13 protein-coding genes are annotated in these 17407 nt (G+C 58.8%); 9 read left to right on the plus strand and 4 right to left on the minus strand.

The genetic code is table 11. The annotated features are described in order from the left end of the window. Positions 1-34 precede the first annotated feature (34 nt). Positions 35-1945 carry an ATP-binding cassette domain-containing protein gene (locus tag MME58_RS16880; protein ID WP_055005382.1) on the minus strand — a complete coding sequence of 637 codons (1911 nt, stop codon included), beginning with the start codon at positions 1943-1945 and terminating at the stop codon, positions 35-37. 204 nt (positions 1946-2149) lie between these two features. On the opposite strand from MME58_RS16880, the gene MME58_RS16885 reads away from it, so the two are divergent. Continuing rightward, a complete protein-coding gene (locus MME58_RS16885; protein ID WP_055005383.1) occupies positions 2150-4078 on the plus strand; it encodes a transglycosylase SLT domain-containing protein in 1929 nt (642 codons plus the stop codon). Positions 4079-4126: 48 nt separating this feature from the next. Here the strand turns inward: MME58_RS16885 and MME58_RS16890 are convergent, their stop codons facing one another. Both MME58_RS16890 and MME58_RS16895 read right to left on the minus strand, forming a co-directional pair. Next, positions 4127-4936: an MOSC domain-containing protein gene (locus MME58_RS16890; RefSeq protein WP_055005384.1), complete on the minus strand. Its 810-nt coding sequence runs from the start codon at positions 4934-4936 to the stop codon at positions 4127-4129. Positions 4937-5038: 102 nt separating this feature from the next. After that, the gene (locus MME58_RS16895) at positions 5039-5965 is read right to left on the minus strand and encodes a chemotaxis protein CheV (RefSeq protein WP_054985268.1); all 927 of its coding nucleotides are present in this window, start codon (positions 5963-5965) and stop codon (positions 5039-5041) included. Between the two features lie 451 nt (positions 5966-6416). On the opposite strand from MME58_RS16895, the gene MME58_RS16900 reads away from it, so the two are divergent. Continuing rightward, entirely contained in the window at positions 6417-6848 is a 432-nt protein-coding gene (locus tag MME58_RS16900) for a hypothetical protein (RefSeq protein ID WP_054985269.1), read from the plus strand. A 162-nt stretch (positions 6849-7010) separates the two neighbouring features. Beyond that, positions 7011-7673 carry a response regulator gene (locus MME58_RS16905; RefSeq protein ID WP_054985270.1) on the plus strand — a complete coding sequence of 221 codons (663 nt, stop codon included), beginning with the start codon at positions 7011-7013 and terminating at the stop codon, positions 7671-7673. On the opposite strand, the gene yegS is transcribed toward MME58_RS16905, so the two are convergent. Further along, positions 7657-8574: a lipid kinase YegS gene (gene yegS / locus MME58_RS16910; RefSeq protein ID WP_054985271.1), complete on the minus strand. Its 918-nt coding sequence runs from the start codon at positions 8572-8574 to the stop codon at positions 7657-7659. The genes MME58_RS16905 and yegS overlap by 17 nt on opposite strands. A 524-nt stretch (positions 8575-9098) precedes the next feature. Here yegS and MME58_RS16915 point away from each other — a divergent pair. From MME58_RS16915 to MME58_RS16940, 6 genes are all read left to right on the plus strand, one after another. Further along, positions 9099-10535 (plus strand): undecaprenyl-phosphate glucose phosphotransferase, encoded by a 1437-nt coding sequence (locus MME58_RS16915; protein WP_054985272.1) that lies wholly within the window; start codon positions 9099-9101, stop codon positions 10533-10535. Beyond that, positions 10535-11992: a mannose-1-phosphate guanylyltransferase/mannose-6-phosphate isomerase gene (locus tag MME58_RS16920; RefSeq protein WP_055005385.1), complete on the plus strand. Its 1458-nt coding sequence runs from the start codon at positions 10535-10537 to the stop codon at positions 11990-11992. The genes MME58_RS16915 and MME58_RS16920 overlap by 1 nt, the downstream gene beginning before the upstream one ends. 133 nt (positions 11993-12125) lie before the next feature. Continuing rightward, positions 12126-12905 (plus strand): polysaccharide biosynthesis/export family protein, encoded by a 780-nt coding sequence (locus MME58_RS16925; RefSeq protein WP_054985274.1) that lies wholly within the window; start codon positions 12126-12128, stop codon positions 12903-12905. Positions 12906-12922: 17 nt separating this feature from the next. After that, the gene (locus MME58_RS16930) at positions 12923-14914 is read left to right on the plus strand and encodes a GumC family protein (protein ID WP_055005386.1); all 1992 of its coding nucleotides are present in this window, start codon (positions 12923-12925) and stop codon (positions 14912-14914) included. Further along, entirely contained in the window at positions 14914-16092 is a 1179-nt protein-coding gene (locus tag MME58_RS16935) for a glycosyltransferase (RefSeq protein WP_054985276.1), read from the plus strand. Before MME58_RS16930 ends, MME58_RS16935 begins: the two co-directional genes overlap by 1 nt. Before the next feature lies 1 nt (position 16093). Next, the gene (locus MME58_RS16940) at positions 16094-17407 is read left to right on the plus strand and encodes a cellulase family glycosylhydrolase (protein WP_055005387.1); all 1314 of its coding nucleotides are present in this window, start codon (positions 16094-16096) and stop codon (positions 17405-17407) included.

The following is a 17407-nucleotide window of genomic DNA, read 5'->3' on the forward strand; positions in this document are numbered from 1 at the left end:
GGGCTTTTCTGCATGACACGTACTCTCAGGGCGATTACTCGTCCAGTTCAGCCCAACGCTCCAGCAGCTTGTCCAGCTCGGCCTGCAGGTTTTCCAACTGTGCCAGCACTGCTGCGGTCTGCTCGGCTGAACGCTGATAAAAGCCCGGCTCGGCCATTTCCGCGTTCAGGGCAGCCATCTTGCCTTCGACCTCATCGATCTGACCTGGCAACGCCTCCAGCTCGCGCTGAAGCTTGTAGCTGAGCTTCTTCTTCGCGACCGGCATGTCCTGAGCGGCAACCTGTGCAGCCTGCACAACAGCGCTGGCTAGCTCGGCCTTGCCGGACTTGGTGTCGGCAACGCCCAGCAGACGCGGCGAACCGCCCTGACGCAACCAGTCCTGATAACCGCCCACGTATTCGCGAACCTTGCCTTCACCCTCGAATACCAGGGTACTGGTGACGACGTTGTCGAGGAATGCCCGGTCGTGACTGACCATCAGCACGGTGCCCTTGAACGTCAGCAGCACCTCTTCAAGCAGTTCCAGGGTTTCCACGTCCAGGTCGTTGGTCGGTTCGTCGAGCACCAGCAGGTTGGCTGGCTTGCTGAACAGCTTGGCCAGCAACAAACGGGCACGCTCACCACCCGACAGCGCCTTGACCGGGGTGCGGGCACGCTGCGGACTGAACAGGAAGTCGCCAAGGTAGCTCAGAACATGACGGCTCTGGCCATCGATGTCGATGAAATCACGCCCCTCGGCAACGTTGTCGATCACGGTCTTTTCCAGATCGAGCTGGTGACGCAACTGGTCGAAATAGGCGACATCCAGACGCGTGCCGACTTCAACCTTGCCGCTGGTCGGTTGCAGGTTGTCGAGCATCAGCTTGAGCAGCGTGGTCTTGCCAGTGCCGTTGGCACCCAGCAGGCCGATACGGTCTTCGCGCTGCAGGACCATGGAAAAATCCTTGATCAGGGTCGGCCCGCCCGGATGGGCAAAGCTGACGTTATCGAGGACCATGACCTGCTTGCCGGATTTCTCGGCAGTATCGAGCTGGATATTGGCCTTGCCGGTGCGCTCGCGGCGCTCGCTGCGCTCTACACGCAGCTCCTTGAGGGCACGCACGCGGCCTTCGTTGCGGGTACGACGCGCCTTGATGCCCTGACGGATCCAGACTTCTTCCTGAGCCAGGCGCTTGTCGAAAAGTGCGTTGGCGGTCTCTTCGGCGGCCAGTGCGGCTTCCTTGTGGACGAGGAAACTGGCGTAATCGCCGTCCCAGTCGATCAGGCCACCACGGTCCAGCTCGAGAATGCGGGTCGCAAGGTTTTGCAGGAATGCCCGGTCGTGCGTAATGAACAGCACTGCACCCTGAAAATCCTTGAGGGCTTCTTCGAGCCAGGCAATGGCACCGATGTCCAGGTGGTTGGTCGGCTCGTCCAGCAGCAGCAGGTCTGGCTCTGAAACCAGCGCCTGGGCTAGCAGGACACGGCGACGCCAGCCACCGGACAGCTCGGCAAGGGTCTTGTCGGCAGGCAACTGCAACCGGCTTAGCGTACTTTCGACCAGTTGCTGCAAGCGCCAGCCATCTCGGGCTTCGAGGTCTTGCTGAACATGCATCAGCTTGTTCAGATCTTCCTCGGTGACGCAATTCTGCGCCAGGTGGTGGTACTCAGCCAGCAAGGCACCGACGCCGTCCAGGCCTTCGGCTACCACGTCGAATACGGTCCGTCCGTCGGCTACCGGCAATTCCTGGGGCAACTCGCCGATCTTGAGGCCGGGTGCACGCCAGACAGCCCCGTCATCAGGCTTCTGAACGCCTTTGACCAGCTTCAACATGCTGGACTTGCCTGTACCGTTACGGCCGATGATGCACACCCGCTCACCACGGGCGATCTGCCAGGACACCTTGTCCAATAACGGCATCGCGCCGAAAGCAAGGGACACATCGCTGAATTTGAGCAGGGTCATGAGCTTCTCCAAAAACCGGGCGCGCATTCTACCTGAGATAACACGCGGATGTCGGGAATCGTGGCACCCGTAACAACTTCCACACAGCCTTCACAACCGACAATTATTTCCATATGAGACAAGCTCGTCGGCAATGCTTTCACCATGAGCTGGCAAAAGGCTAAGCTAGCGATACTTTTCACGACTCATCTGCTCGGAAGTCTCATGCGCAGTCGTTTGTTCAGCTTTTTATCGTGCCTGCTCCTCTCCACCACCGCCGTTCAGACTGCTCATGCGGCAGACCTCAACCAACAACGCAAGTATTACGACGAAGCAAAGCGCGCGCTGGCCAAGGGCGACTCGGGCCCGTATCAGATGTACAGCACGGCGCTGGCTGATTACCCGCTGGAGCCTTACCTCGAATACGACGAGCTGACAGCTCGCCTGAAGACCGCGAGCAATGCAGAAATCGAGAAGTTTCTTGCCGAGCATGGTGATCTGCCCCAGGCCAACTGGATGAAGCTGCGTTGGTTGCGCTGGCTGGCAGAGCGCGGTGACTGGCAACCGTTCGTCAAGTACTACGACCCGAAGATGAATTTCGTTGAACTGGACTGCCTGTACGGCCAGTACCAGTTGAACAACAACAAGCGCGCCGAGGGCTACGCCAGCGCGGAAAAACTATGGATGACCGGCAAGACGCTGCCAGCCGCCTGTGACGGGTTTTTCGCACAATGGGCAGCCGTCGGCCAGTTGACCGAGCAGAAGCGCTGGCAGCGGGCCAAGCTCGCCGCTCAGGCGCGCAACTACAGCCTGGCCAGCACGCTGGTCAACAGTCTCAACTCGCTGGCACCGCAGGGACGCCTGTTGCTGGCTGTCGCCCAGAAGCCTGAAATGGTCAACAACCCCGGGCAGTTCGCACCGGTGGATGAAGCCATGTCCGATGTAGTCGGCCTTGGCTTGCGCAGACTGGCTAAGGAGGATCCGCAAAAAGCCCTGTCGATGCTCGACGGCTACGCGGCAACGATGCACTTCTCCCGCGAGGAGCAGGTGGAAATTGCCAAGGAGATCGGCCTGACCCTGGCGCGCCGCTACGATGACCGCGCGCTGGAGGTCATGACCCGGTATGACCCCGAACTGCGCGACAACACCGTTACCGAGTGGCGCATGCGCCTGCTGCTGCGTCTGGGCCGCTGGGAGGACGCCTACGAACTGGCGCGTCGACTGCCCAAGGACCTTGCTGCAACCAATCGCTGGCGTTACTGGGAAGCCCGCTCGCTGGAACTGGCTCAACCGAACAGCCCGTTGATTGCCGCCCTGTACAAGGATGTTGCCAAAGAGCGCGATTTCTACGGATTTCTGGCCGCCGACCGCACACAGAGCCCTTATCAACTCAATAACAAGCCGCTGGTACTCAGTCAGGCGCTGATCAACAAAGTGCGTAATACCCCCGGCGTACGTCGTGCACTGGAGTTTCATGATCGCGGGGAGATTGTCGACGGGCGTCGTGAGTGGTATCACGTGAGCCGCTTGTTCAATCGTGACGAGATGGTTGCCCAAGCCAAACTGGCCTATGACCTGAAATGGTACTTCCCGGCCATTCGCACGATCAGCCAGGCCCAATACTGGGATGATCTGGACATACGTTTCCCGATGGCGCATCGCGACACACTGGTTCGCGAAGCCAAGGTACGCGGCCTGCACTCGAGCTGGGTGTTCGCCATCACACGTCAGGAAAGCGCCTTTATGGATGACGCGCGCTCGGGCGTCGGCGCCAGCGGCCTGATGCAACTGATGCCTGCCACCGCCAAGGAAACTGCCCGCAAGTTCAGCATCCCGCTGGCTTCGCCGCAGCAGGTGCTGGACCCGGATACCAACATCCAGCTGGGTGCCGCCTATCTGAGTTCGGTGCACGCCCAGTTCAACGGCAATCGTGTGCTTGCCTCGGCGGCCTACAACGCAGGGCCAGGACGCGTACGGCAATGGCTCAGAGGCGCCAACCACCTGGCCTTCGATGTCTGGGTCGAGAGCATTCCGTTCGATGAAACCCGTCAGTACGTACAGAACGTGCTGTCATATTCGGTGATCTACGGCCAGAAACTCAACTCACCTCAACCGCTTGTGGATTGGCACGAGCGGTTCTTCGACGACCTGTGATCCGTCGCCAGGAGTGCTCCGCAAAGCACTCCCGGCACCAGACGCCTTCTATTCCAGCACTTCGACCGCCATACCCGTTTCAAGCTCACCCAACCCAAGGTTGACCACGTTCTGACCAAACAGAACATTGCCCTCCACTTCCCGATAGGTCTTGAGTGCAGCGAAAGGCTCGCGATCCGGACTGCGCTCGCCGGTGGCCGGGTCGACAGTGGTCAGGATGCAGCGCGCGCAAGGCTTGAGCAGCTGGAACTCGATGTTGCCAATGCGAATGCGCTTCCAGCCATCCTCGGCAAAGGCCTCAGCCCCTTCGATCACCAGATTGGGCCTGAAGCGCAGCATCTCCAATGGCCTGCCCAGACGGGCTGACAGATCGTCGAGCGAGCCCTGCCCGATCAACAGCAACGGAAAACCGTCGGCGAAATTCACGTGACCTTCATCGTGGCCGTGACCGCCAGGCATCCGGCGTGCCCGCTCGATAGGCATATACACCATGCGCGTGGGCTTGCCGATAAAACGGCTTACCCATCGAGCAGCCACATCGCCGGCGTCCGGCACCTGCAACGAGTCTCGCCAGACAGTCACACCCCGCAGGTTCGAGTCGACATCCAGGGGAATCGCCACATCCAGAGACTCGAAACCGGGAGCCGACAGGGTCACGCCGCCACCGGCATTCCACAACACGGATAACCGGGACATGTGCGGCAGGGCTCGCTGGGTAAAGAACCGGCCATTGCTTTCATCGACCAGCATCCAGCGTCGATCCCCCTCCAGCCCCAACCGGTCAAACGACGCACGCTGCATGGTCTCAGGCTTACAGGACTTGAGAGGGTAACGATAGAGCGAGCTGAGACGTAACATGAGAGCCGGTTCCTTTGATGGCTGGATAAGCGTTGATGCAGACATCAAAGCTTATCCGAAGCCAGAGCGGCAGGCATCCGCGATCAGCGACCGCGTGAAATATCAGCCAATCATCAAAAGACGTTCACGTACCACTTCAACCAGCTTGTCGGGCTGGAATTTGGAGAGAAAGTTGTCGCAACCGACCTTCTTGACCATCGATTCGTTGAAGCTGCCGGACAACGAGGTGTGCAGAACGATGTAAAGACTGCGCAGACGCGGGTCGTTGCGGATTTCAGTGGTCAGGCGGTAACCGTCCATTTCCGGCATTTCGGCATCGGTGAATACCATCAGCAGCTTTTCATGAACGTTCTCGCCTGCGTCCGCCCAGGCCTTGAGCATGTTCAGCGCCTTGAGACCATCGCTCGCCACATGCAGCTTGAGACCCAATTGCGACAGCGTGTCGCGCAACTGTGCCAGTGCCACCTTGGAGTCGTCGACAAGCAACACTTCGCGACCGCGGGCATTTTCCAGCACCGGGTCCTCGAGCTTCTCACGGGACACCTTGGCGTTGTACGGCACGATCTCGGCGAGCACTTTTTCAACGTCGATGATTTCTACCAGTTGGTCATCGACCTTGCTGATGGCGGTCAGATAATGCTGGCGGCCGGCGCTGGCCGGCGGCGGCATGATTGCATCCCAGTTCATGTTGACGATGCGGTCCACACCGCCGACCAGGAAGGCCTGAACCGAGCGATTGTACTCGGTGACAATGATGGTACTGCCGGGCCCCGGGACCAGCGGCCGCATGCCGATAGCCTGGGAAAGATCGATTACCGGAAGGGTCTGGCCACGCAGATTGACTACGCCACAGACGAACGAGTGACGTTGCGGCATGAGGGTGAGCTTGGGTAGCTGCAATACTTCCTGAACCTTGAACACGTTGATCGCGAACAATTGCCGACCGGCAAGGCGAAACATGAGGATTTCCAGGCGATTCTCGCCCACCAGTTGTGTGCGCTGATCTACTGTGTCGAGAATGCCTGCCATTATGAGCTCCTGAAGCAATGGTCGCGATGAGTCTGTTGAGCCTGTATCGGCTGAAACCAGCCGGACCTTAATGGCGATGAAAGGCCATTCCCAATCATTGATGTCACTTTACCATCATGCTCTACTGGTGTCGCTTTCCAGTCAGACAAATACGACGAAGGCTTGGTCATGGAAGCGCGCAGGCACAGTGCCTTTTTGAAGCAGCCTTCAAAAAACCTGCTAAAAGTCAATCGGGGATAACCTGATATGATCAACATCTAATTGCCACTATTGTGACGCCATTCTCAATACAAGAATGGGGTCCGGTTCTTGCTCGCTTTCCAATCCTTGCAATCGAGCGGCGCTGGCAACATTCAGAAACGCCCTACATACTTTCGTTTGAAATCGACATTAACTGTCAGCCATTCGCCGCGGGCGGAAGTTCGCTATCCATGATCAGTGGAGACAAAGGATGCTGAGCAACAATGATTGGCAGCATAAGCATGACGAGTTCCTGAGCACCTCTCAGGCACTTCTGCACAAGTCGGAAGAATGTCTTTCGCACCTTGAGTTGATCCCCAACGACGAGGACGCCACCGGCTGCCTTCTGACGACCCTGCGCACGCTGGCACAGGAAGCGGAAGCGGCGCCTGTGCCCTGCATTGCCGATTTTTCACGCCAGCTGTGTCAACTGCTGAAGACCGGCAGTCAGGCCAGCGAACTCTCCCGGGAAACCCTGCTGACAGTCAAACACTGCCTGATGCTGATGTCCTGGCAGGTGGAGCTTCTTGACCCGCAAACGGGTGAGTTGACGATGGACAATAACGAACAGCTGGAACTGCTGGAAAAACTGGCCAGCGTTTCGTCGCAATCATGCGTGGCCAAGGATGCAACCCAGCGATAACGTTCAATGACTGGCAATCACTGGATGTAGCATTGCAGGTTTACTGAGGTGGTGTTGTCACGTCAGTGTTTTCCGTACATTGTCTTCATTGCTTTCAAAACCGTTTTAAAGTTTGAACCGGGATTGCACGCATAAGCGGTCCCATTTACACAAGAAGCCACAATGACCTGCAATCTGTTACTGGTCGACGACCACTCCCTGATCAGAGCCGGTGTGCGAGCGCTGGTTGCAGACATGCCAGGCTACGCGATTCTTGGCGAAGCGGCTGACGGTGCGCAGTTGTCGAGTCTGGCGCAGAGGCTCAAACCTGACATCATTCTGCTCGACATCTGGATGAAGAGCGTCGATGGGCTTGAGGCGCTCGAGCACCTGTTGACCGTGCAACCCCATTGCAAGGTCTTGATCCTGTCCATGCACACCGATCCGGACATGATCATGCGTGCGCTGGACATCGGAGCCCGCGGCTATCTGCTCAAGGACACCACCGCTACCGAGCTGGAACAGGCACTGGAAGCGCTGCGCAATAACGAACGCTACCTGAGCCCGGCCATCGCCCATACGGTAATCGAGCGCGCCCTGCGCGGCACCCGCTCAGACAGAGCCCGGGCAGCGAAGGAGCGTTATAACCTGACGGCTCGCCAGCTGGAAATCCTGCGCCTGATCGTACGCGGCAAATCCACGCGTGAAATCGCCGACGGGCTGGGGCTCAGTATCAAGACCGTCGAAACGCACCGCTCCCAGATCATGAAGCGGCTGCAGATTTTCGACGTCGCCGGGCTGGTACTGTTTTGCGTCCGCGAACGAATTATCAGCCTGGATGATTGAGCATCGGCGCACGGCCCAGCACAGGTGAGTCCGCCGGCAAATGCACCTGAAGCGCTCCCGGTCGTGCCTCGAACCGAAGGTCTTCACCCGACAACGGTTCACCATCCAGATTGATATCCAGCCCTTGCGCCGACTTGAGCTCTACCCAGGGCAGACGTGCACGGATGAACATGTTGTCGATCCCCAGCCCACCCTCCAGCAGGCTTCTGAGCGTGCCGACCACTTCCTGAGGCGCTGGCAGGATGCTGATGTCCAGCAGGCCATCATCGGCCAGTGCGGTCGGACACAACTCGTGGCCACCGCCAGCCTGTCGGCCGTTGCCAATACCCAGCGCCAGGAGATCGCCACGCCAGTGGAAATCCGGGCCTGTAAGTTCGCCGTGGGCGGCGTGCAGCTCGCTGAACCTTGTCAGACCTGTAAACAGATAGGCCGCGCCGCCCAGTACCTTTTTCAGGTCTTCGGAGGTGTTGGCCGTCACCTGACTGCCAAAGCCACCGGTGGCCATATTGAGGAACAGCTTGCCACCTACCTCCCCAAGATCGACGGCACGTGGTGGTACATCCATGAGTTGCAGGGCTCGGGATACATCAAGAGGCACCCCGGCAGCACGGGCAAAGTCATTGGCAGTGCCCAGCGGCAAAATAGTCAGACTGGCCTTCGTTTCAGCCAGCGCCAAGGCTTCGGCGATGTCGCGCAACGTACCGTCACCGCCGCCTGCCACGATGTGCCGGTGCCCGGCCGCAAGTGCTTCGCTGACCAGTCGCTGGGCATCGCCGGCTTCCCAGGTCAGCCTCACGTCGAGCTCCCAGCCCTGCTTGCGTTTGTCGGCAACGGCATCACGCACGTCCTCATTGAGTGCCTGTTTACCATGAAGAATGAGCATTGCCCTGCGTTGTGTCATGACACCTCCTCTGCCGAACCCTACGAATTGAAGCCTGCGAGCGAGGCTCTTTCTGTTATCAGCGCCCGCATACATTTCGCACGACGCATGACTGTGACCCCGCACACATCAAAAAAGCCCACTTGTCTGCGGAATTTTTTTTCACATCGTCGAGTACCGGTCAAACCCCTGCCAATACTGGGCCAAACCTGAGATGAAACTCTCTGGCTCAAGGTTTGCGTCAGGGTTGGAACACTTTTGCACTGTCGCTATTTGTTTCATGAGCTTTACTGACAGCAGTACCCTCGTTTGAAGGAAGTTTCATCTACAAATGATTGAAAAGCCTTAAATAAGATCCGGAACGGGACGACATATATAAAGTGATATTCACAAAAGACAGTCCGGATTGGTCATGACCGCAGCACGTAACTGGCTACGCTTGGACAATACTGGCGAAGAGATATCTCTTTGACTCTGCAAACATGTCATCGACAAACGTTCAGGATCAGCAGGATTCAGACGCACACAGGGAGTAAAGGAGCTTTATGAGGTTGCAGCCCGTCGACAGTCTTTCGCTGACCCGCACCAGCCTGGTCGAATACTTTCTTTTCGGCATCCGTCTGGCCCATGGTATTGCCTGCATCCTGCCGGGCCTGGTGATCATGTTGCTGATCAAGGACGGCGGCCCGGAAACACAGCAGGGCTACCTGACCATGCTGCTGTTTTTCGGCTTTGTCGGCGTGCTGGTATTTCAGGCCATGGGGGTCTATTCCGAAGCGTTGTTCAGCAACGACCTGCGCATGGGTGCCATGGCACTCGCCTGGACCGCTGCGTTTGGGCTCCTGTTATTCATGCAGCAGGCAATGGGGCTGTTCGGCTACCTCTCTGCGGAAGAATTACTGATCTGGTATCTGACCAGTCTTGCGTTGTTCGGCATCATCCGTTTGCTGCTGTTGATGTTGTTCAAACACCAGATGCGCAAAGGTGTGTTTCTGCAACATGCCGTGATTCTCGGCGCTACTGAAAATGGCCTGCGCCTGGCCGAGTACCTGCTTGAGCATCAGGACATCCGTTCGGGGGTGACCGGCTTTATCGATGACCGTATCGGTCGCATGCCCAAAACCGTGGCCAATCTTCCCTTGCTGGGCAATACCAGCGACCTGGAGCGGCTGATTCGTGAAGAAAAAGTGACTCAGGTGCTGGTCGCCTTGCCCTGGACCGCGGAAAACCGCATGGATTACATCATCCGCGAATTGCGCAGGTTACCGGTCAACGTACTGCTGGTGCCGGACATGATTGCCTTCCGGCATACCCATAACCGTATTACCGAAGTGGCCAGGCTGCCGATGTTCAATGCGTCGGATCTGCCGCTCAGTGGCTGGTCGCCGTTCATCAAACGCGCCGAAGATATCGTTCTGTCATCACTCGCATTACTGGCGTTGTCGCCCATGATGCTGCTGGTTGCGCTGGCGATCAAGCTCGACTCCCCGGGCCCGGTGTTTTTCCGCCAGAAACGCTATGGCTACAACAATCGCCTGATCGAAGTATTCAAATTCCGCTCGATGCATCAACACCAGGCCGATGCAACGGCCGAGCGGCAGACTACCCGGGGCGATGCCAGAATCACACGGGTCGGGCGCTTCATTCGCAAAACCAGCCTGGATGAACTGCCACAGTTGTTCAACGTTGCGGCAGGCAGTATGTCGATGGTCGGGCCGCGCCCTCACGCGACAGCCACCAAGGCTGCAGGAATCCTGTTCGAGCAAGCGGTCAAGGAATACACCTCGCGGCATCGCGTTAAACCGGGGATCACCGGGCTTGCGCAGATAAACGGCTATCGTGGTGAAACCGACACCGTGGAAAAAATCGAAAAACGCGTCGAGTTCGATCTTGAGTACATAGAAAACTGGTCTGTCTGGTTTGACCTCTACATTCTTATGCGCACTGTGCCTGCAGTGCTATTCACTCGTGAGGCTTACTGATGAGCACTCTCATTCCCTGCATCATCGCCGGCGGCTCCGGCACTCGCCTGTGGCCAGTCTCGCGTGAAGCCATGCCCAAGCCATTCATGCGCCTTCCCGACGGCCAGAGCCTGTTGCAGAAAACGTTCCTGCGTGCGGTCGGTCTGCCTGGCGTTGATCGCCTGCTGACCGTGACCAACCGGGAAGTGTATTTCCGCACGGTGGACGACTACCGCCAGTTGAATAAAGGCAATGCGCGCCTGGATTTCATCCTCGAGCCCTTCGGGCGCAATACCGCCGCCGCGATTGCCGCCGCTGCGCTGCATGTCAGCCAGTTGTACGGTGATGAGGCGCAGTTGCTGGTACTGCCTGCCGATCACCTGATCACCGATGTCGCGGAGTTTGCCAGAGCAGTGGCCGCTTCACAGAAGCTCGCCGCAGAGGGCTGGATGGTGACATTCGGAGTTGTGCCAACCGCACCGGAAACCGGTTTTGGCTATATCGAAAAAGGCCCTGCGCTCAATGCCGACGCCTGCCAGGTCGCGCGTTTTGTCGAAAAACCCGACGCCGTTACTGCCCAAGGCTATGTGGACGGTGGTCTGCATTTCTGGAATGCCGGGATGTTCTGCATGCGTGCCGATGCCGTGCTGCAAGAGTTGCGCACTCACGCCCCTGATGTGCTCAACGCAGTCAGCACTTGCCTGGGGGCGAGCACGCGCAAGGAAGGCAATCGTGAACTGCAGATCGAACTGGACAGTGAGTCGTTTGCCCTGGCACCTGACATTTCCATCGATTACGCGCTGATGGAACGCTCCGAAAAGGTCGCCGTGGTGCCCTGCCAGTTTGGCTGGAGTGATATCGGCTCCTGGCAGGCAGTCCGGGAACTGTCTCCCGTCGACGCCCAAGGCAACTACTGCAATGGCGAAGCTGTGCTGCATGACGTCAGCAATTGCTACATCGACTCGCCCAAACGTCTGGTGGGTGCCATCGGCCTCGACAATCTGATCATCATCGACACCCCTGACGCGTTGCTGATCGCAGACGGACGCCGCAGCCAAGACGTCAAGATTATCGCTCAGGAGCTCAAACGCCAGGGGCATGATGCCTACCGGCTGCACCGCACCGTCACTCGCCCATGGGGCACCTACACCGTGCTCGAAGAAGGCAAGCGCTTCAAGATCAAGCGCATCGTGGTTCGTCCGCAGGCTTCACTGTCGCTGCAGATGCACCATCACCGCAGCGAACACTGGATCGTCGTCAGTGGTATGGCCACAGTTACCAACGGCGAGCGTGAGTTCATGCTTGATACCAACGAATCCACGTTCATCAAGCCGGGCTTCACCCACCGACTGGTCAACCCAGGGGTGATCGATCTGGTGATGATCGAAGTGCAAAGCGGCGAGTACCTGGGCGAAGACGATATCGTGCGCTTTACCGATATTTATGGCCGTGTGCCCGACAAGGCTGTGAAGAGCTGATCAGCAAGCGGCAGCACGCGCCGTTTGATCCACCGACCTTTCATCGATAGCAACCGGAACAGGCAGTACCCGCCAACATGAATTTATTACCCGTCAGGGAGCCGTATTTGTGCACGACAGGAGTTCAGGACCAATGAAAAGCATGATGCTGATCGCAAGCTTATTGCTGTTGAGTGCATGCAATACCCCTTCCAGGGTCGGCTTGCCGGATGACCGTGCGCAGATTGAGGCCGGTCAGGCGGCGGGCCGCGCACTGGCGGGCAAACCGCTGCCGCCGGAAAGAATCCGCCCTGGCGATACCCTTCGAATCGTTCGCAACAGTGGCGAGGCACCCTCGATTTCGGCGTTTACGGCCAACTCGATCTACGAGCTGACCCTGTTTCAGGTGCTCAATGACGGCACCTTTTCCTACCCTTACATCGGCACCGTCAAGGCCGCCGGGCTGACACTCCAGCAGTTGAATGACCTGCTGGAAAACAAGCTGCAGAATGTCTACCGCGAAACTGCACTGACCATCAACATTTCTCAGTCACCGGGCAATACCGTGTTTGTCGGCGGTGCCGTGCGCAACTCGGTCACCCTGCCGGTGAATGTTGCCACCAATCTTGACCAGGCGATTGTCGGCGCGGGCGGCGTGGCGCTCGATGCGGACGCCGGCCTGGTCGCGCTTCTGCGTCAGGAGGAAAACGGGCTCTACAAAACCTACTTCTTCGACTACAGCAAGTTTCTCTGGGCAGGCGGTGCAGGTGGCCCTACAGCGCCGGTGCTGCTGAAACGCGGCGATATCGTGTTCGTTCCCAAATCATCGGTCGGCAACAAGGTTGACGGCGTGTCCCTGTACTTCAACCAGCTGATCCCCTTCGCGAAGTCGATCGGCCTGGGCCTGAACTACGAGCTGCGCAACAACAATTAATTGTCAGGGAAACAGACATGATCAACATCCGCTCATTCCGCGACCTGCTGCGCCTGCTGTTCATTTTCAAGCGCGAAGTCAGGATCACCGTGCTGGCGACCTTCGTCATCATTCTTCTCGGCGCGTTTCTACTCCCCAACCGCTATGAGTCCACTGCGCTGCTGCTGGTCAAACCCGGTCGCGACAGCAGCACTGTGCCTATCGAGCTGTCCGACCGTCAGGCTATCGTGATACCGAGCGGCCTGCGTGACCCGCTTCTCGACGAGGAGCGCATGCTCAGCGGGCGACCGATCATGCGTGCAGTGTCCGAGAAATACCTGGCCGAACTGTCCATGGTGCCGCCTGAAACCGGCGTTCTGGCGTCGGTGAAAAACGGCCTCAAGGCAGTCGTGGGGGCAGTGGTCAACGGCGTGCGCAACGTGCTGCAGTTTATCGGCCTGGTGGAGCACCGCTCGCAGGCAGAACGTCTTGCCGAGGCTCTGGAGAAAAACTTCAAGGTCAGCCATGAACCCGGCTCGTCGGTGATGGAGCTTAGATTTACCTGGAACGACCCGGAAGTCGCTCAGACCGTGCTCAAGACCTGGATCACCGAGTACCAGGCGCAACGCACCAAGACGCTGGGCCGGGTCAGCCTGTACGCGTTCTACGAAGGGGAAGTGAAGACGACCGGCGCGAACATCATCGAGTACAAGAAGCAGATCCAGAATTACCTGAACCAGTTGAGCGCAGTGAGTATTGCCCAGCGTCTGGCGGATACCTCGCAGGGGCTGAACGACCTGCGTACCGAGCGCAACAATACAACCCGCTCCATTGCGTCTACCAAGGCAGGTCTGGACCTGCTGAAGAAACAACTGGCAGAGCAGCCCAAGACCGTCTCGGCAGGTCGCGAACTGGCCCTCAACCCCAATCGCCAGGATTTGCAGAACCGTATCAACGGCAAAGAAGTGGAGCGTCAGGAAATGCTCCGCTCGTTCAAGGAAGAGGCTCCACCGATTCGCGCGATCAACGAGGAAGTCAATAACCTCAAGAAGCTGCTCAAGGAACAGGAAGCTACCGTACAGCGTTCCGAAAGCATCACGCCCAACCCTATCTACAACCGCATGCAGAACGTGTATGCCGACCAGCAGACCAGCTATGCGCGCTTGCAGACCCAGCTTGTTCAGCAGAACGCGCAGATAGCCCAGCTGGAAAGCGACCGTCAGCAGGCATTGAATCTGGAGCCGGAGCTTTCACGGCTGCAGAACGAGCTGGATGCGGCCGAGAAAAGCTATGCCCTGTACAAGGACAGCCTGGAAAAATCGCGTATCGACCGTGAACTGGACAATAGTCAGATCAGCAATATCGCTACCATCGAGGACGCGACCTTCAACCCCAGCCGGGTATTTCCGAAAAGCCTGCTGATGCTGCTCCTGGCCTTTCCGCTGAGCCTGGTGGTAGGTGCCGTGGCCCTGTACTTCTTCTACCTGCTCGACCAGCGTATTCATGATGGCGACAAAATCGAGAGCAGCTTCCGCGTCCCGGTCTGGACCAGTCTGCCCGATCTGGAACGTGCTCAGGAACGCAGCGGTGCCTTCACCTCCAATCTGCACCGGGTGTACGGCATTCTGCCGCTCGATCAGGTGGACGAACGCGGCCTGACCATCGGCTTCACCTCGGTCAAATCCGGCGCAGGCGTATCGTTCGTGATCGAGCGGCTGAGCATGCTGCTGACCGAACAGGGCCATCGGGTCCGCACCGAAGGCCGCGGCCCGGCCAGTCCCGGTGAAATCGTGTTGATCAACGCCTCGGCGCTTTCCGCCAATCAGGATGCCTTTGTGCTACTGCGCAAGGCTGACCTGATCGTGCTGGTGGTACGCGCCGAAGACACTACCGTACCGATGCTTGAAGACACGCTGAACAACCTGAATACCGCGTTCAAGAAAGTCGACGGGATCATTATCAACCGCCGGCGCTTCGAGGTACCCGAGCAGGTGCTGAGCTTCCTCAAGCGGATCGGGAGCCGAGGCTGATGCACATCGCACTGCTTGCGCCGCTGCCACCCGAGCAAAACGGCATCGCCGATTACGCCGGGCACCTGCGGCACGCGCTCGAAGAACTGGGCCTGCAAGTCAGCACACCGTTGCAGGGTGTCGGCAACGATCCACGCGCCGCAGAGCTGCGCGTGGCCGAAACGGACTGGAGCAAAATCGATCTGGTCCACGCGGAGCTGGGCGGCGGGAGGCTCGCAGAGTTCCAGGCCCTGCGCGCCCTGCGTCGACGTTTCCCGACGTTGCCATTGACCGCGACGGTGCACGATCCCGAGCGGCTGGTCTGGCGGCGCGAGAAGCTGCCCTGGCCCTTGTCGATAGTCGCTAGCATGCGTTCGCCCCTGCCGGAAATGGCCACGGTACTGGCCGACCCGCTGTGCCTGCATGAAGAACGGCAACTGGCGCGACATATGACCCGACTGGTAACGCTGACCCAGGCAGGCAGCCAGAGCCTGCGTCAGCGCATGGGGCTGAAAAGTGCACAGATGGCAGTGATCAGCCACGGCAACGTCGCCATCGCCCCGGTTCCCCTGCCACCCTTGCAACCCTTGCGTCTGTTGTATTTCGGCTTTATTTATCGCGGCAAGGGCATCGAGGACCTGCTTGATGCGCTGGCCAGTGTATTCACCGCACAGCCTGCGCTGAGGTCAACCATGCGCCTGACCCTGGCAGGTGGCAGCGAGCCGGAAATGGCTTTTGGACCGTCCGGCAGCTACCTGGAACAGCTGCGACTGCGTATCCGCCAGCTGGGCCTGGTCGATCTGATCGACTGGCAACTGGACCTGCCAGCAGAGCAGATACCGCAGGTGATTCAGGCCCATCACGTGATGATCCTGCCCTATCGCGAATCGAGCAAACTGAAGATCCTCGGCAAGCTGCGTGGCACCAGCGGGGCGCTGTCGTGGGCAGTGGCGTGTGGCAGAGGCGTGATTACCTCGGATGCGCGCTCGTTTGCCGAGGAAGTCTCGCATGGCAACGGCATGATCTACCCGCAAGGCGACGTGGAAGGACTGGCCAGGGCGCTGGCACGTGTCTGCGCAAACCCGGACCTGGTCACGCAATGGGCCGAAAACGCCTCGCAGATGGGCAAGGCCAGAGTCTGGAGCCACACCGCAGAACATTTTCGGGATGTATTTCGCCAGGCCTGCGAGGAGAAGTGATATGCAACGTCCGTCCAGATTCCGGCAACTCGTCGCCACTGTACTGCTCAGCGCGGCAATAAGTGGCACCACCCAGGCGGCAACGGTCCTCAAGGCACCTCGCGAGGTGGTCTGGGCGGATTTTCTGGGCGTCAACGTGCAGTTTCAATATTTTGCGCCTGACATCTACCAGCAACAGATGAGCCGCCTGGACGAACTCGGTCTGAACTGGGTGCGCCTGACCATTCACTGGCCAGTGATCGAGCCGCAAAAGGATCGTTACGCGCTGACCGAACTGGATGCCGCGATGGCAGCGATCAAGGCACACAACTACAACACGGTCGCGTATCTGGTGGGCTCGGCGCCCTTCGCCAGCAGCGCGCCAGCCGATGCCAAGAGCCGTGATCAGTATCCGCCGAAGGATTTCAACGTGTTTGCGGCACGCATGACCGCCCTCGCCCAGCGCTATCCACAGGTGAACAACTGGCAGGTCTGGAACGAACCGAACATTGTCTGGCTGCCCAAGGAGGACCCGGCCGCCTACGGGCGCCTGCTGACCACCACGGCCGACGCAATTCGCGCAGCCCTGCCGGACAAGACCATCGTCACCGCCGGCATGGCCTATTACAGTCAGATGCACAGCACCTCTGGCTACATGTTGCAGAGCCTGCTCGATAATGGCCTGGGGCAGCAGAATATTGTTGCGGCATATCATCCGTATTCCGAATACCCGGAAGGCGACTCGGTACCGGACCGAGATTTTCTGGTGCGCGCCGGTGCCATGAATCAGTTACTGCACAGCAATGGCGTCAAGCAGGTGTGGGCCACCGAATGGGGCTGGTCAAGTTATGATGGCCCCGTGGAAATGCAACGGCTGATCGGCACTTCCGGCCAGTCCGATTACACCCTGCGACGGCTGGCGCTGATGAGTGCGATGGATTTCCAGCGCATCTTCCTGTTCAACCTCAGTGATCTGGATGAGCGCGCCTCGGCTCGCGATCAGGGCTACGGCCTGCTTGACCTGCAAGCCAGCCCGAAACCGGTCTATACCGCGCTGAAGAATTTTCTGAACGTCACCGGGCCGCGCCTGCAACCCGCCGAACCGCCCGCAGTGAGTCGTGTACCGGACGATCTGTACGCAGTGCCGTGGACCCGTGAGGATGGCGCTCATCTGCTGATGTTCTGGAGCGCGACCGGCACCTCGCTGAATTTCCCGAACATCACCGAAGCGGTCGTGCATGACCCATTGACCGGCAGCCGGACTCCGCTGTCGGGCAGCCAGGGCGTCACCCTGCTGCTGAAGCCGACTCTGCAAATTCTGGAATGGAAGCCCTGA

The organism is Pseudomonas syringae pv. tagetis, assembly GCF_022557255.1.
In the GTDB taxonomy this organism is placed as follows: domain Bacteria; phylum Pseudomonadota; class Gammaproteobacteria; order Pseudomonadales; family Pseudomonadaceae; genus Aquipseudomonas; species Aquipseudomonas caricapapayae.

Bases quoted from the DNA above. Each gene is read 5' to 3' on its own strand.
- MME58_RS16880 (WP_055005382.1), bottom strand. From the start codon at position 1,945: ATGACCCTGCTCAAATTCAGCGATGTGTCCCTTGCTTTCGGCGCGATG.
- MME58_RS16885 (WP_055005383.1), top strand. From the start codon at position 2,150: ATGCGCAGTCGTTTGTTCAGCTTTTTATCGTGCCTGCTCCTCTCCACC.
- MME58_RS16890 (WP_055005384.1), bottom strand. From the start codon at position 4,936: ATGTTACGTCTCAGCTCGCTCTATCGTTACCCTCTCAAGTCCTGTAAG.
- MME58_RS16895 (WP_054985268.1), bottom strand. From the start codon at position 5,965: ATGGCAGGCATTCTCGACACAGTAGATCAGCGCACACAACTGGTGGGC.
- MME58_RS16900 (WP_054985269.1), top strand. From the start codon at position 6,417: ATGCTGAGCAACAATGATTGGCAGCATAAGCATGACGAGTTCCTGAGC.
- MME58_RS16905 (WP_054985270.1), top strand. From the start codon at position 7,011: ATGACCTGCAATCTGTTACTGGTCGACGACCACTCCCTGATCAGAGCC.
- yegS (WP_054985271.1), bottom strand. From the start codon at position 8,574: ATGACACAACGCAGGGCAATGCTCATTCTTCATGGTAAACAGGCACTC.
- MME58_RS16915 (WP_054985272.1), top strand. From the start codon at position 9,099: ATGAGGTTGCAGCCCGTCGACAGTCTTTCGCTGACCCGCACCAGCCTG.
- MME58_RS16920 (WP_055005385.1), top strand. From the start codon at position 10,535: ATGAGCACTCTCATTCCCTGCATCATCGCCGGCGGCTCCGGCACTCGC.
- MME58_RS16925 (WP_054985274.1), top strand. From the start codon at position 12,126: ATGAAAAGCATGATGCTGATCGCAAGCTTATTGCTGTTGAGTGCATGC.
- MME58_RS16930 (WP_055005386.1), top strand. From the start codon at position 12,923: ATGATCAACATCCGCTCATTCCGCGACCTGCTGCGCCTGCTGTTCATT.
- MME58_RS16935 (WP_054985276.1), top strand. From the start codon at position 14,914: ATGCACATCGCACTGCTTGCGCCGCTGCCACCCGAGCAAAACGGCATC.
- MME58_RS16940 (WP_055005387.1), top strand. From the start codon at position 16,094: ATGCAACGTCCGTCCAGATTCCGGCAACTCGTCGCCACTGTACTGCTC.